The sequence below is a fragment of the Collinsella sp. OM06-18AC genome, from assembly GCF_003438785.1.
Classification (GTDB): domain Bacteria; phylum Actinomycetota; class Coriobacteriia; order Coriobacteriales; family Coriobacteriaceae; genus Collinsella.
Window position 1 is genome coordinate 76,626 of sequence record NZ_QSTX01000006.1, and the last position, 14,821, is coordinate 91,446.

At 63.1% G+C, this 14,821-nt stretch carries 9 protein-coding genes and 4 tRNA genes; all 13 read left to right on the forward strand.

Features of this window, described 5'->3' with window-relative positions:
* Positions 1-67 precede the first annotated feature (67 nt).
* The 13 genes from DXB86_RS05365 to clpX all read left to right on the forward strand — a co-directional run bounded on the left by DXB86_RS05365 (position 68) and on the right by clpX (position 14,628).
* Positions 68-144, forward strand: a tRNA-Pro gene (locus tag DXB86_RS05365).
* 6 nt (positions 145-150) lie between these two features.
* Positions 151-224 (forward strand) — tRNA-Gly (locus DXB86_RS05370).
* Between the two features lie 322 nt (positions 225-546).
* On the forward strand, positions 547-1,383 hold the full coding sequence (locus tag DXB86_RS05375) for a formate/nitrite transporter family protein (RefSeq protein WP_117736418.1): 837 nt from the start codon (positions 547-549) through the stop codon (positions 1,381-1,383).
* Between the two features lie 184 nt (positions 1,384-1,567).
* Complete coding sequence (selA, locus tag DXB86_RS05380) at positions 1,568-3,022, forward strand: L-seryl-tRNA(Sec) selenium transferase (protein WP_158555287.1); 1,455 nt, start codon at positions 1,568-1,570, stop codon at positions 3,020-3,022.
* Complete coding sequence (gene selB / locus DXB86_RS05385; protein ID WP_117736420.1) at positions 3,022-4,992, forward strand: selenocysteine-specific translation elongation factor; 1,971 nt, start codon at positions 3,022-3,024, stop codon at positions 4,990-4,992. The genes selA and selB overlap by 1 nt, the downstream gene beginning before the upstream one ends.
* 214 nt (positions 4,993-5,206) lie before the next feature.
* Positions 5,207-5,303, forward strand: a tRNA-Sec gene (locus DXB86_RS09975).
* 262 nt (positions 5,304-5,565) lie between these two features.
* On the forward strand, positions 5,566-6,921 hold the full coding sequence (gene gdhA / locus DXB86_RS05390) for an NADP-specific glutamate dehydrogenase (RefSeq protein ID WP_117736421.1): 1,356 nt from the start codon (positions 5,566-5,568) through the stop codon (positions 6,919-6,921).
* A 167-nt stretch (positions 6,922-7,088) separates the two neighbouring features.
* On the forward strand, positions 7,089-7,991 hold the full coding sequence (locus DXB86_RS05395; RefSeq protein ID WP_199410997.1) for a xanthine dehydrogenase family protein subunit M: 903 nt from the start codon (positions 7,089-7,091) through the stop codon (positions 7,989-7,991).
* Positions 7,991-10,822 (forward strand): molybdopterin cofactor-binding domain-containing protein, encoded by a 2,832-nt coding sequence (locus DXB86_RS05400; RefSeq protein WP_117736423.1) that lies wholly within the window; start codon positions 7,991-7,993, stop codon positions 10,820-10,822. The genes DXB86_RS05395 and DXB86_RS05400 overlap by 1 nt, the downstream gene beginning before the upstream one ends.
* A 140-nt stretch (positions 10,823-10,962) precedes the next feature.
* Positions 10,963-11,046, forward strand: a tRNA-Leu gene (locus DXB86_RS05405).
* A gap of 88 nt (positions 11,047-11,134) precedes the next feature.
* Entirely contained in the window at positions 11,135-12,436 is a 1,302-nt protein-coding gene (gene tig / locus DXB86_RS05410; protein ID WP_233504159.1) for a trigger factor, read from the forward strand.
* A 163-nt stretch (positions 12,437-12,599) separates the two neighbouring features.
* A complete protein-coding gene (locus DXB86_RS05415) occupies positions 12,600-13,220 on the forward strand; it encodes an ATP-dependent Clp protease proteolytic subunit (RefSeq protein ID WP_022095182.1) in 621 nt (206 codons plus the stop codon).
* Between the two features lies 1 nt (position 13,221).
* Positions 13,222-14,628 (forward strand): ATP-dependent Clp protease ATP-binding subunit ClpX, encoded by a 1,407-nt coding sequence (gene clpX, locus DXB86_RS05420; protein WP_117736425.1) that lies wholly within the window; start codon positions 13,222-13,224, stop codon positions 14,626-14,628.
* Positions 14,629-14,821: the final 193 nt, after the last annotated feature.

The window sequence follows — 14,821 nt, forward strand, 5'->3', positions numbered from 1 at the left end:
GAGTCTCCCCTATAATTTCCTTCGCTTTGGGACACGCAAGGTTTAGACCTTAGCTGCTCAACACCTTCGGGACGTGGCGCAGTTTGGTAGCGCGCCTGCTTTGGGAGCAGGATGTCGCAGGTTCAAATCCTGTCGTCCCGACCATATCTTGCGGGCGTAGTTCAATGGTAGAACCCCAGCCTTCCAAGCTGATGACGCGGGTTCGATTCCCGTCGCCCGCTCCATAAGAATTGTTTTAACGGCTTTGGTTTCCTTTGGGGATCAGAGCTGTTTTCGTTTACGCGCCGGGCGACGGGAATCGAACCCGCCAGGGTGCGGAGCTGAGAAAATGCGTGAGCATTTTCCAGCGCAGCACGCAAGGGCCGAAGGCCCGCAGCGAAACAAGGATTTGCGAAGCAAATCCTTGGACTTTCCGTCGCCCGCTCCAAGCTATATAATCGCAGGCCAATATGCTAATTTGGCTCGCGTTTATTTTTATACCGTCCGACCTCGCGGGCAAATGAACCAGGAGCGTTTGTCCCGAATCGTAAGAAAGAAGTGATTTCCATGGCACAGAGCAAGGCAGAATACCCCCCCTCCGATTGCCTGGCGTCCGCCGCGATCGAGGCGAAGACCGAGGCCGCAGGCGTTACCAAGGCCAACCTGCCGGTCTCGAAGGCCTTTTTGCTCGCCATGTTCGCCGGCGCGTTCATCGCCTTCGGCGGCCTGTTCTTCACGGTCTTTCTGAGCGATCCCACGCTTGGCTGGGGCGCCCAGCGCTTCGTGGGCGGTCTTGCTTTTTGCCTGGGACTGGTGCTCGTGCTCATTTGCGGCGCGGAACTGTTTACCGGCAACTCGCTTATGGTCTGCGCGCTTAAGAGCAAAAAGATCACGCTCGTCCAGATGCTCAAGGCTTGGGCTATTGTGTGGATCGGCAACTGTGCTGGCGCCCTGTTCGTTGTCTTTTTGATTTACATGGCAGCCATTTACAAACTCAACGGCGAGGCCGTCGCTAACACCATGGTGAGTGTCGCCGCCGGTAAGGTTACGATCGGCGCCGTCACCATCTTCTTCCGCGGCATTCTGTGCAACATCTTTGTGTGCCTGGCCGTATGGATCGGTACCGCCGGCAAGACCGTGGTCGATAAGGTCGTGGGCATTCTGCTGCCCATTGCCGCCTTTGTGGCCTGCGGTTTTGAGCACTGCGTTGCCAACATGTACTTTTTGCCTATGGGCATTTTGATGCACTCCTGCGGCTATGGAGCCGATGTCGCTGGCGCCGATGCCCTCAACGCTGCCGGGTTGGCGCTCAACCTTACGGTCGCCACGCTGGGCAATATCGTGGGTGGCGCCCTGATCGTGGCGCTGGGCTACTGGTTTATCTACGCCAACAGGGAGGCCTAAGGACCCAAGCCATAACCGACCAAAGAGGGACAGGTTTATTTGGCAGGTTTTGGACGAGGCGCTTCGACGTCTTGTCACGAGCTGCCATAATGGACCTGTCCCTTTTGCGTGCGCGCCGGTATTTTTTTGCCCGATGACGATCGCGGGGGACCAGCTTTTTATTGAACATGTCGAAAGGCTTTTCATGAGCGACTGCGAATCCATGTCTGCCGAGGTGCGCGGCCGCCTGCGTTCCATTCCCGCCGTTCACGAGTTGCTTGCCGAGTGGCCGGTCATGAAGGCTGCTGGCGATGCAGGCGACACGATGGTACGCGAGGCGATTGACGCCGAGCTCGATGCCGAGCGCGCGGCGATTCGCTCCGGCGCCCCTGCAAGGAACAAGCGCGAGCTCGCCTTGGCAATTGAGCAGCGGACCCATCGCCTGTCGCTGCCGACCCTGCGCCCTGCCGTCAACGCGACGGGCGTTGTGATTCACACCAATCTGGGCCGCGCTCCGCTCGCTCCCGCGGCGGTGCAGGCGGTGACCGATGTCGCCCGAGGCTACAGCACGCTTGAGTATGACGTCTCAACCTGCGCTCGCGGGGGCCGAAAAGAGCATGCCGCGCGTCTGCTGCGCACGCTCACGGGGGCGCAGGACGCCTTAGTTGTCAACAACAATGCCGCCGCGGTGCTGTTGGTGCTTGCCGCGCATGCCTTCGGCAAAGAGGTCATCGTGAGCCGCGGCGAGCTTGTCGAGGTGGGAGGCAGTTTCCGTATCCCCGACATCATGGCGGCTTCGGGTACCAAGCTTGTCGAGGTGGGCTCCACCAACCGCACGCATCTGGACGATTATCGAAGCGCCATTACGCCCAACACGGCGATGATCCTCAAAGTCCATCCTTCCAACTACCGTATCGAGGGCTTCCACGAGGAGGTTTCCGTGGCGGAGCTTTCTGCGCTGGCGCATGAGCACGGGCTGTTGCTGTACGAGGATCAGGGCTCGGGCGCTTTGCTTGCAGACGGGGTGCTCGCCGATGCGGGGGAGAAGCCCACGTCCGCCTCGCTTTGCGCCGGCGTTGACGTCGTCTCGTGCTCGGGTGACAAGCTGCTCGGCGCCTCGCAGGCAGGCATTATTCTCGGCAGCGCCCAGGCAATTGCCGCCTGCGCCTCTCATCCGCTTATGCGCGCGCTTCGCCCCGGTAAGCTCACGCTCGCGGCGCTCGAGGCCACCCTGCGTCTGTATGTGGCCGGTCCCGATACGGCACATCGTGAGATCCCGGTGCTCAACATGCTTTCAGCTGCGCCGGCTCCGCTCGAGCGTCAGGCCAAGCGCCTGCATGACCGCATGCTGCGCAAGCTTCGCGACTCTCAGTTCGAGGAGGCGGTGGAGCTGCAGGTTGTCGAGGGCGCCTCTGCTCCTGGCGGCGGTTCGCTGCCGACTGTCGAGCTCCCAACTTTTTGCGTTGCCGTTTGCCCCGCCGATGGGTGCCTGTCCGCCGATGGCCTAAAGCGCGCTATGGTACAGGAGCCCGATACGCCGGTCGTGACGCGCGTGCAGCATGGCCAGGTACTTTTTGACGTTCGCACGCTTTTGCGCGACACCGACCTTGACCTGTGTGCGTCTGCGTTGGTGGATGCCGTGCGGGCGGGTTTGCGTTGATGACCGCGCTTGAGCTTGTCGAGTGTCCCGTTGTCGTTGGAACAGCAGGACACGTCGACCACGGAAAGTCGGCCCTTATCGAGGCGCTGACCGGCAAAAATCCCGACCGTCTGGAGGTCGAACGGCGCCGAGGCATGACCACTGAGCTCGGCTTTGGCGAGCTCGAGCTTCCCAGCGGCAAGCTTGTCGGCTTGGTTGACGTGCCCGGGCATGCGCACTATTTGCGCGCCATGGTGCAGGGCGCCACCGGCGTGGACGTTGCGTTGCTGGTTGTTTCTGCCGTTGAGAGCGTGATGCCGCAGACCCGCGAGCACGTTCACGTGCTGGAGCTGTTGGGCGTGAGACACCTCGTGGTGGCGCTCACGATGCGCGATCTGGCCGATGACGAGACGGCGGAGCTCGCCGAGCTCGACGTGATGGACTTCCTCAGCGATACCGTCTTTGCCGATGCGCCCGTGGTGCCTGTTTCCTCGCGCACGGGCGTGGGCATCGAGGACGTTCGCCTTGCCCTCGATGCCGCCATCGACTCTTTCCTGGCCGATGCCGCATCCCGCCCGGTGCGCCCCGGTCTGGCCCCGCGCCTGCCCATCGACCGCTGCTTCACCATCAAGGGATCCGGGACGGTCGTCACGGGCACGCTTCACGATGCCCCCGTAGCGGTGGGCGACGAGCTCGTCTCATGTCCCGCGGGCGTGCGCTGCCGCGTGCGCGCGATTCAGGTGCATGGTGATACTCCTCGGGCGTTGCCCGGACAGCGCGCGGCGCTCAACATCGTGGGCGACGGTGCGGGCGACCTTCCGCGTGGCGAGGTCCTCTGCGGGTCTGGTGCTGAGGGCTCGACGCTCAGGCTCATCGCCCGCTTCACGTATCTGGGGCGCGAGGGCACCAAGCCCGCGCCCTTCGGGTCCGGTACGCGCGTTCATGTGATGGCGGGTACGGCGGAGGTCCTTGGCCGTATCATGCTCATGGAGGGTGAGGGACCCATTGAGGTTGGCGAGACCCGCATCGTGCAGGTCCGTCTGGAGGAGCGCCTTCCCGTGCGATCGGGCGACGGCCTCATTGTGCTCGCGTTCTCGCCGGTGGTGCTTATCGGCGGCGGTCGTGTTCTTCTTTCGCGGTGTCGCCGCTCGCGCGTCCTCTCCGCGGGCGAGTGTGCGCTGCTCGGGGCCCTGGATGCCGACGACCGCGCCGCCGCCGTTGCCGCATGGTTGGGGCTGCAGCGCCTGCCCGTGCCTGCCGCGGCCGCAGCCCGTGCTCTCGATCTTTCGGGTGCCGAGGCGGCTGCGCTCCTGCACGGGGCGGTTTCCTCGGGTCACGCCGTGGCGCTTCGTGCCGAGCGCTCGACCGAGGAGCTCTATGCCGCCCCCGCTGTGCTCGATGCCGCCCTCGCCACGCTCTCCGTCACGCTGGCCGCCATGCACGGGGCCGCGCCCAAGCAGACGGGTTTCACGCCGGGCGAGGTCGCGCATGCCGCCTGGCCGACAGCGGGCGAAGACGTCGCGTCCGCGCTCGTTCTCGAGGGCTGTGCGCGCGGCGTGTGCACCGTCGACGGTGCCGAGGTGTTCGACCCGCACTCTGCCGCTGCGGCGATACGTGTGGTGCGCGAGGCGAGCCAGCGCATCGTGGCCGCCCTCGACGAGGCGGGTCTCGGTGCGGCGACGCTGCCCGAGGTGGGTGAGCGTCTGCAGCTCGATCGCGACACCATGACGCGTGCCCTGCGCGAGCTTTCGCTCAACCGCGCGATCGTTAAGATCGAACGCGACGTTGCCTTGTCTGCCGCCGCCGAGGCCCATGCACGTGAGGTCGTCGCCGCGGCTATCGAGGCTGCTGGCGGCGTTGCCACGACGAGTGTGCTGCGCGAGGCCTTAGGCGTGTCGCGCAAACGAGCCATTAGCATCTTGGAGCACCTGGATGCGGTGCGTTTTACGACGCTCAACAAGGAGGCCGGCGGTCTCAGATCCCTGCGCTAGGGCTCCGAATCGCCGCTCGCCACAAAACCGGCCTATCTACTACGTTTAAGTGACTACCCTCGACCATTTCAAAAACCGCAAAAACAAAACCGCAGGTAGATGACTTGCCGATGTTACGAAAAAGTGGGTATGGCTAACCCTTGCTGGTTAAACGTAGTAGATGGGCCGTTTTCGTGGCGCGACACTGCGCGTTTGGTAAAATACCGCCACGTTTGGGAACGGATGGGCTCCGGTGGGCCCCGCGGTCCTCAAAACCGTTGTGAGGCGTGCAAAACGTCTTGGATGTGTTCGATTCACATACGTTCCCGCCAACGCATCCTGCCAACCACCACAAAGGTGCCTGTCCTCTTTGTGGTGGTATGGACCATGTGGACGAAACAGCTTCGAAACACGCGATTTGTACGTCGGGTGCTCAAAAACGCTTCTACCTGCATCGTAATCAAAACGAAACATCTGCTCGTCGGTTTATGCGAAACTTTGCTGCAACAGTGCGATATTATCCATACTCGATAAAGCTCGCGGCGCATAGGGTGCCGCGACCAACATTTTTCGTTTCCCATCATTGGAGGAAGCATGAGCTACACGCAGAAAGTTCTCGAAGAGCTCAAGGCCCGCTATCCCGAGCAGCCTGAGTTCATCCAGGCCGCGACCGAGATCCTCGGCACCATTCAGCCGGCGCTCGACGCCCACCCCGAGTACGAGGAGGCCGCCCTGCTGGAGCGCCTCGTCGAGCCCGAGCGCATCGTCATGTTCCGTGTTCCCTGGGTCGACGACCAGGGCAAGGTCCAGGTCAACCGCGGCTATCGTGTCGAGTTCAACTCTGCCATTGGACCCTACAAGGGCGGCCTGCGCTTTAACCCGACGGTCACCCTGGGTATGCTCAAGTTCCTGGGCCTGGAGCAGATCCTCAAGAACAGCCTGACCACCCTTCCCATGGGCGGCGGCAAGGGCGGCTCCGACTTTGACCCCAAGGGCAAGTCCAACAACGAGATCATGCACTTCTGCCAGTCCTTCATGACCGAGCTCTATCGTCACATCGGCCCCAACACCGACGTTCCCGCCGGCGACCTGGGCGTTGGCGGCCGCGAGGTTGCCTACCTGTTCGGTCAGTATAAGCGCCTGACCAACGAGTGGACTGGCGTCCTCACCGGCAAGGGCCTCTCCTTTGGCGGCTCGCTCGCCCGTACCGAGGCCACCGGCTACGGTCTGGTCTACTTTGTGGACGAGTACCTCAAGAGCCGCGGCGACTCCTTCGAGGGCAAGAACGTCGTCGTTCACGGCTCCGGCAACGTCGCCATCTACGCCGTCCAGAAGGTCTCCCAGCTCGGCGGCAAGGTGCTCGCCTGCTCCGATACTCACGGCTGGGTCGAGGATCCCGACGGCATCGACTACACCGTGCTCGAGCATGTCTACAACAAGAAGCGCTCCGGCCACGACAAGGGCGTCACGCTCGCTATGTACGTCGACGAGAAGCCTAATGCCACGTGGCACGAGGGCGGCGGCCGCGGCGTGTGGCAGCTTCCCTGCGACATCGCGCTGCCCTGCGCTCGCGAGAACACGCTGCTGCTCGAGGATGCCCAGGCACTCGTCGCCAACGGCTGCAAGGTGGTCGGCGAGGGCGCGAACATGCCCACGACCATCGAGGCCACGACCCACTTCCAGGAGAACGGTGTCGCCTTTATGCCCGGCAAGGCTGCCAACGCCGGCGGCGTGCTCGTGTCCGGCCTGGAGATGAGCCAGAACGCCGAGCACCTGTCCTGGACCTTTGAGGAGGTCGACGGCAAGCTCGAGCAGCTCATGCGCGGCATGTTCCACAACGTTGACGACACCGCCAAGGAGTATGGCCAGGAGGGCAACTTTGTCATGGGCGCCAACATCGCCGGCTTCCTGAAGGTCGCCGACGCCATGCTCGCCCAGGGCGTCTGCTAAATCTTCGCTCGATATAGCATCGCAGAAGGCTCCCAGTCATCTTGGCTGGGAGCCTTTTTTGATCCGCATGCGACGGAGGAAAACGGTTCATTTTGTCCCGACACGAGCTATGCCCCCTCGTTTGGTACACTTAAAGGTACTGGACAAGTGAAGAGATGGGGGAGAACGTGCTCAAGTTCGGTACCTACGTCCGTGTTGGAAACGCGGCCGAAGCCTATGAGCTCTTGCAGAAGAACCGCAACAACAAGATTGTGGGCGGCGGCATCTGGATGCGCCTGGGTTCGCGTCGTGTGGCGACGGCGATTGACCTTTCGGCCTGCGGACTCGATCAGATCGAGGAGACCGAGACCGAGTTTCGCATCGGTGCCATGTGCACCCTGCGCCAGCTCGAGCGTCATGCCGGGCTCAACGCGCTTGTCAACAATGTCTTTGAGTTCGCCGTCCACGACATCGTGGGCGTGCAGCTGCGCAATACCGCCACGGTGGGCGGCAGCATCTACGGCCGCTTTGGCTTCTCGGACGTTCTCTCGGCGTTCCTGGCGCTCGATTCGTATGTTGAGCTGACGGGTGCCGGCCGCGTGCCGCTTGGCGAGTTTGTGAACATGGGCTACGTGCGCGACGTGATCGAGCACGTCGTGGTCGTCAAGCACGACTACCGCGCGAGCTACGAGGCCGTGCGCAAGGCCGCGACCGACTTCCCCTCCCTAAACGTTACCGCCGCCTGGTGGGATAACAGCTGGCATGTCACCGTGGGCGCCCGCCCGCTGCGTGCGACCCTGCTGCAGGGCGAGGCATGCGGCCTCACCAGCGAGCAGCCTTCCGAGGACGAGCTGCGCGCCCTGGCCGCGTCCGTGCGCGCGCTGAGCTACGGCACCAATATGTGGGGCTCGGCCGACTACCGCCGCCGCATCTCGGCGCCGCTTGCCGTGCAGGCCGTTCGCCGCGCCGCCGGCATCGAGCTTTCGGCCGCGCTTGCCCGCGAGCTCGAGACCGTGCAAGTGCCTAAGTTTGCCACGGACGAGTATTCCTGCCGCCGCGTGCCCGGCGTCGATTCTAGCGAGGTGCGCTAATGGCTGCCAAACTCATCGATCTTTCCTTTACGCTCAACGGCCGCAAGGTCAAGGTTCAGATTGCCCCCGACACCATGCTCTTTGCGCTTTTGCGTGAGCAGGGCTGCGCGTCGGTGCGCTGCGCCTGCGAGACCACCAACTGCGGTCTGTGCACGGTGTGGCTCGACGGCGACCCGGTGCTGAGCTGCTCGGTTCCCGCCGCCCGTGTAGAGGGCCACACCGTCACCACGCTCGAGGGCCTCAAGGCCGAGTCCGAGGCGCTTGCCCGTGCGATGGCTGCCGAAGGCGCCGAGCAGTGCGGTTTTTGCGCCCCCGGCCTCATCATGAACGTGCTGGCGCTCGCCCGCGCCGCCAAGGAGGACCCGAGCCTCGTCGCCACGCGCGAGGAGCTCTCGCGCCAGCTGGCCGGCAACCTCTGCCGCTGCAGCGGCTACGAGAGTCAGCTGCGCGCCATCGTCCGCTTCCTCAACGAGTCCGGCGTGCAGGTGGGCTTTGAGATGCCCAAGCTGCCGGTCAACGACACGAGCTCCGACGGTGTCGTCTACAAGCAGATTACCCACAAGCAGCCCAAGAAGGACTCGAAGGCGCTGCTCGAGGGTCGTCCCGTCTACACGGGCGATATGGTGCCCGCCGGCGCGCTCATCGTCAAACTCAAGCGCAGCCCCTATGCCCGCGCCAAGATCCGCTCCATTGATACGTCGCGCGCCCTGAAGGTGCCCGGCGTGGTGGGCGTTTACACCTATGAGGATGTGCCCAAGCGCCGCTTTACCATCGCCGGTCAGAGCTATCCGCAGCCGAGTCCCTACGACCGCTTGATCCTCGAGAACCTCGTCCGTTACCAAAACGAGGAGGTGGCGATCGTTGCCGCCGAAACCGAGGAGGCCGCCGACAAGGCGCTCAAGCTCATCAAGGTCGACTACGAGGTGCTCGAGCCGCTGCTCGACTTTACCCAGGCACTCGATAACGACATCGTGGTCCACCCCGAGGGCGACGTGACCTTTATGTTCCCGCAGGGCGGCGACGTCCCGCGCAACCTGGTGTGCAGCGGTACCAGTGATTACGGCGATCTGGACGAGGCCTTCGCCCAGAGCGACATCGTCTTTGAGCGCACCTACACCAGCCAGGCCACGCAGACCGCGCCCATGGAGACCTTCCGCGCCTTCGCGACGACCGACGCGTTCGGCCGCATCTCGGTGACCACCTCTACGCAGGTGCCCTTCCACGTGCGCCGCATGGTCGCGCAGTCGCTCGACATTCCGCAGTCGCAGGTGCAGGTCATTAAGCCGCGCATCGGCGGCGGCTTTGGCTCCAAGCAGACGGGCTGCTGCGAGATCTTCGTGGCGTTCGTCACCCAGCAGACTGGCCGTCCGAGCTACTGCTGCTACACCCGCGAGGAGACCATCACTGCGGGCAACTCGCGCCACCAGATGCAGATGACCGTTAAGCTGGGCGCCATGAACGACGGCACCATCACGGCCATCGACCTGCACACGCTGTCCAACGCCGGAGCGTACGGCGAGCACGCCACCACGACGATCGGCCTTTCGGGCCACAAGAGCCTGCCGATTTACAACCATGTAAAGGCGAGCCGCTTTAGCTGGGACGCTGTCTACACCAATACCAACCGCGGCGGCGCGTATCGCGGCTACGGTGCCACCCAGGGCCAGTTTGCCGTGGAGAGTGCCGTCAACGAGCTCGCTGACATGCTGCACATGGACCCCGCCGACCTGCGCCTTAAGAACATCGTGCGCGAGGGCGAGATCATGCCGCAGTACTACAACGAGAAGCTCAACGCCTGCGCGCTCGACCGCTGCCTGCTGCGCGCGATGGACATGATCGGTTGGCGCGACAAGCCGCTGGCCGTCGACCTGGGCGACCGTGTGCGTGCTCTGGGCTGTGCGCTCACCATGCAGGGCTCTGGCATTTCCAACGTGGATATCGCCGGTATCGACATGCGCCTGGAAGAGGACGGCTTCATTACCATCGGCACCGGCGCCACCGATAACGGCATGGGCGTCGATACGATCCTGGCGCAGATTGCCGCCGAGGAGCTGGGCGTGGAGAGCTCGCTGATCGTGGTGCGCGGTGTGGACACCGACGTGTCGCCGTTCGACGCCGGCTCGTACGCGAGCTCGGGTACGTACGTGACGGGCCTTGCCGCCAAGAACGCCGCGACCGAGCTGCGCGAGAAGATTTGCGTCAAGGCCGCCCAGATGTGGGACGTGGACGCCGCCGACGTGGTCTTCGACGGCCAGTACGTGCGTCTGTCCGACGAGCGCGCCGCGCGCGAGCAGAACCGCTACCTCACGCTGCGCGACTTTGCCAACCTGTGCGTCAAGAACATCGCGGGTGGCGACGCGCTCACCTCGCATGCTTCTGCCTGCCTGCCCGTTTCGCCTCCGCCGTTTATGGCCGGCATTGCCGAGGTCGAGGTCGACAAGGCCACCGGCAAGGTGACCGTGGTGGATTACGCGGCAGCCGTCGACTGCGGCACCGTGATCAATGAGGCGCTCGCGCGCGTCCAGGCCGAGGGCGGCATTGCCCAGGGCATCGGCCACGCGCTCTACGAGATCGTCGAGCACGATGAACGCGGCCGTCTGCGCACCGGCAACTTTATGAGCTACAAGCTGCCCACGCGCTTGGATATCGGCAGCATTCGCGTGGCCTTTGAGCCGAGCTACGAGCCGACGGGCCCGTTTGGCGCCAAGTCGATCGGCGAGGTCGTCATCAACACGCCGCTCGCCGCCGTGGCCTCGGCCGTGGCGCACGCCACCGGCCATCAGGTCCGCTCGCTGCCGATCACGCCCGAGAAGGCCCTGCTGGGGGAGTAGCGGGTCGGCGAACAAATCGTAATTGGCGGGGCGGGGCAACTCGCCCCGCCTTTCGCACTCGTGGTGAGGTCGTGAGCCTGTAAAACGTGTGTGTGCGCTTGCCGTTCGTATCTGCTATCATTCCTAGTCTGTGCGCTCATGCGGGCGTGGCGGAATTGGTAGACGCGCCAGATTTAGGTTCTGGTGGGATTCCCGTGAAGGTTCGAGTCCTTTCGCCCGCACCAACGCATCTGCGTCGGCTTCGGCCGTCGCGACTCTTTGTTGCATAAAGGTACCAGCACCTCAGATAAGCTGGGCAGTATGAGGAGGAACGTGTTGAACATCACCGCTTCTGACGTCAAGGACGCCAAGCTCACCGCTACGGTCACCATCCCGGCCGCCGACGTCGACGCCGCGATCAAGAAGGCCTACAAGGACACCGCCAAGAAGTACCGCTTCCCGGGCTTCCGTGCCGGTAAGGCTCCCCGTCCGGTCATCGACTCTGCTCTTGGCGCCGAGGCTACCCTCGCTCAGGCCACCAACGACCTGATTGCCGCCAACGAGCCCGCCGTCCTCAACGAGCTGGACATCGTCCCCACCAAGAACGGTGACTACAAGGAGCTCGACCTCGCCAAGGATCACGAGGACTACACCTACACCGTCGAGTTCTCCCTGCGTCCCGCCGCCGAGCTCTCCTCCTTCGACGCCGTCGAGATCGAGATGCCTCCCGCGGAGGTCACCGAGTCCGAGATCAACAACCAGGTCGAGATGCTTCTCAACTACCGTGCCACCTTCGAGGACGTCGAGGGTCGCGCCGTCGAGGCCGAGGACTACGTCACCGTCGACCTCAAGGCCGTCGAGAACGCCGACAACTTTGCTGCCGAGGGCCGTATGCTCATCGCCGGTAGCGACAGCAACCCCGCCGAGTTCAACGAGGCTCTGATCGGCGCCAATGTTGACGACGTCAAGTCCGTCACCTGGACCGACGAGGTCGAGGAGGGCGAGGAGGCCGAGACCCACACCGTCGAGGTCACCGTCAAGGGCATCAAGGTCCGCAACACCCCCGAGCTCACCGACGAGCTCGTCAAGTCCGACTTTGGCTTCGATAGCATCGAGGCCATGCGCGACGCCATCAAGATCGAGATCGAGCAGGACAAGGCTTCCCGCCTCCCGGCCGAGAAGGAGAACCGTTGCGTCTCCGCTCTCGCCGAGCGCCTGCAGCTCGACGAGATGGATGCCGACTACGAGCAGTCCGTCTTTGAGGAGCTTGGCCAGAACTTCCTGTCCAACCTCGCTGCCCGCGGCATGACGCTGGACACCTGGCTGCCCGCTTCCGGCCTGACCATGGAGCAGTTCATCGGCGACCTGCACAAGCAGGCCAACGACGTTGCCCGTGAGTCCCTGGCGCTCGACGCCCTCGCCCGTGAGCTCAAGATTGAGGTCACCGAGGACGACATCAACGCCGAGTTCGAGAAGGCCGGCGTCAAGGACGTCGAGGCTTCCAAGGCCGAGTTCATCGCCGATGGCCGCATGCCTGCCGTCCGCGAGTCCATCCGTCGCTCCAAGGCCGTCGACCACCTGGTCGAGAACGCCAAGGTGACCGAGGTCGACGAGACCGCCAAGGACGCCGAGTAATTCTCGCCACCTTGCCCGCGAGCGCATGTATGTGCCCGTGATGGGGTAAAGTTAATAGCCGGTTATCCGGTTGCTTCGTACGGTGCCAGCCAATGCATAGCATGCGGGCACCGTACGTTTATCTAAAACCAATTTGGTCCGCAAGAGAGAAATGGAGATGCGTATGATCGCTAAGTTCGATTCCGCCCTCGTGCCATACGTTATCGAGCAGACGCCGCGCGGCGAGCGCAGCTACGATATCTATTCGCGCCTGCTCAACGACCGCATCATCTTCTTGGGCGAGGAGATTAACTCCGTCAGCGCCAACCTGGTCGTTGCCCAGCTACTGCATCTTGAGAGCCAGGATGCCGAGAAGGATATCTCGCTCTACATCAATTCGCCCGGTGGCGAGGTTTACTCTGGCCTGGCGATTCTTGACACGATGAACTTCATCAAGCCGCAGGTCTCCACCATCTGCGTCGGTATGGCCGCGTCCATGGCCGCCGTGCTGCTTTCGGCCGGCGCTAAGGGCAAGCGCTTCTGCCTGCCGCACTCCAAAGTCATGATTCACCAGCCCAGCGGCGGTGCCCAGGGTCAGCAGACCGAGATCGAGATCGTGGCCGAGGAGATCAAGAAGACCCGTCGCGAGCTCAACCAGATCTTGTCCGATGCCTCGGGCCAGCCCATCGAGAAGGTCCAGGCCGATACCGAGCGCGACAACTACCTGACCGCCGCCGAGGCCCTCGACTACGGCCTGATCGACCGTATCGTTACCTCGCGCGACCTCGCCGCGAAGGACGCCTAGGATGGCAGGAAACATGCAGGACAACTTTGACGAGAACGGCAACCCCATCCGCTGCTCCTTTTGCGGAAAAGAGCAGGGCCAGGTTCGTCGCCTTGTAAAGGGTCCGACCAACATCTTTATCTGTGACGAGTGCGTCGCCGCTTGCTCTGAGATCTTGGAGGAGTCGCTGGCTTCGGACTTTATGGACGCTGCCCGCAACGGCAAGCTGCCGGGCTTCCTCAACGATCACGGCCAGGCTGCTGGGCAGCCCGCCGTGGACCCCGAGGCCGAGGGCTTTGAGCTCGAGGACGACCGCCAGGTCATCACGCACGTGCCGACGCCGCACGAGATCTATGACGAGCTTTCGGCCTATGTCATGGGCCAAGAGGACGCCAAGCGCGCCATGTCGGTTGCCGTGTACAACCATTACCGCCGCGTCATCGAGGGCGGTGCTGCGCTTTCGGCCTTTGACGACGGTTTGGACTCGCAGCTTGACGATGACATGGACGAGGTGGAGCTCGCCAAGTCCAACATCCTGCTGCTCGGTCCCACCGGTACCGGCAAGACGCTGTTGGCCCAGACGCTCGCGCGCATCCTCGAGGTGCCGTTTGCCATCGCCGATGCCACCGCGCTCACCGAGGCTGGTTACGTTGGCGAGGACGTGGAGAACATCCTGCTCAAGCTCATCAATGCTGCCGATGGCGACATTGAGCGCGCTCAGGTGGGCATTATCTACGTGGACGAGATTGACAAGATTGCCCGCAAGGCCGAGAACCTCTCCATTACCCGCGATGTCTCGGGCGAGGGTGTGCAGCAGGCGCTGCTTAAGATTCTTGAGGGCACGGTGGCCAGCGTTCCGCCTACCGGTGGCCGCAAGCATCCCCAGCAGGAGCTGCTGCAGATCGACACGACTAACATCCTGTTTATCTGCGGCGGTGCCTTTGTGGGTCTGGACAAGATCATCGCCGACCGCGTGGGCAACAAGGGCGTGGGCTTTAACTCCGAGATCGCCGGCCCCACCTCTGTCGACGAGAACGACCTGCTGCGTCAGGTGCTCCCGCAGGACCTCAACGCCTTTGGCATGATCCCCGAGTTCGTGGGCCGTACGCCCGTTGTCACCCAGACGCAGGCGCTCGACGAGGACGACCTGGTGTCGATTCTGACCGAGCCCAAGAACGCCGTGGTGCGTCAGTACCGCAAGATGTTCCAGCTCGAGGACGTTGAGCTTGAGTTTGAGGCCGCGGCCCTGCACGAGATCGCCCGTATGGCGCTCGCCCGCAAGACCGGCGCCCGCGGCCTGCGTTCCATCTGCGAGGACGTGCTTCAGCAGACGATGTTCGACCTCCCCAGCGAGGAGGGTGTCGCCAAGGTCATCGTGACCGAAGCGGCGGTTAAGGGCGAAGAACAGCCCCAACGCATCTACGGGTAAACCTGCCAAAAACGTGCTTGCAAATAGCCTCCGACCATCCGCGGTCGGAGGCTATTTTATATATACGCAAAACACCCAACTACCTGTGTTATTCTGTGTGTTTGTTTAAGCCTCAGCGAAGTCATATCAGACTGAAGTAATCGATACCTAAGGCGCGTCCGCCTGCTTGGTTTTCGTAGATTCCGCACGAGCC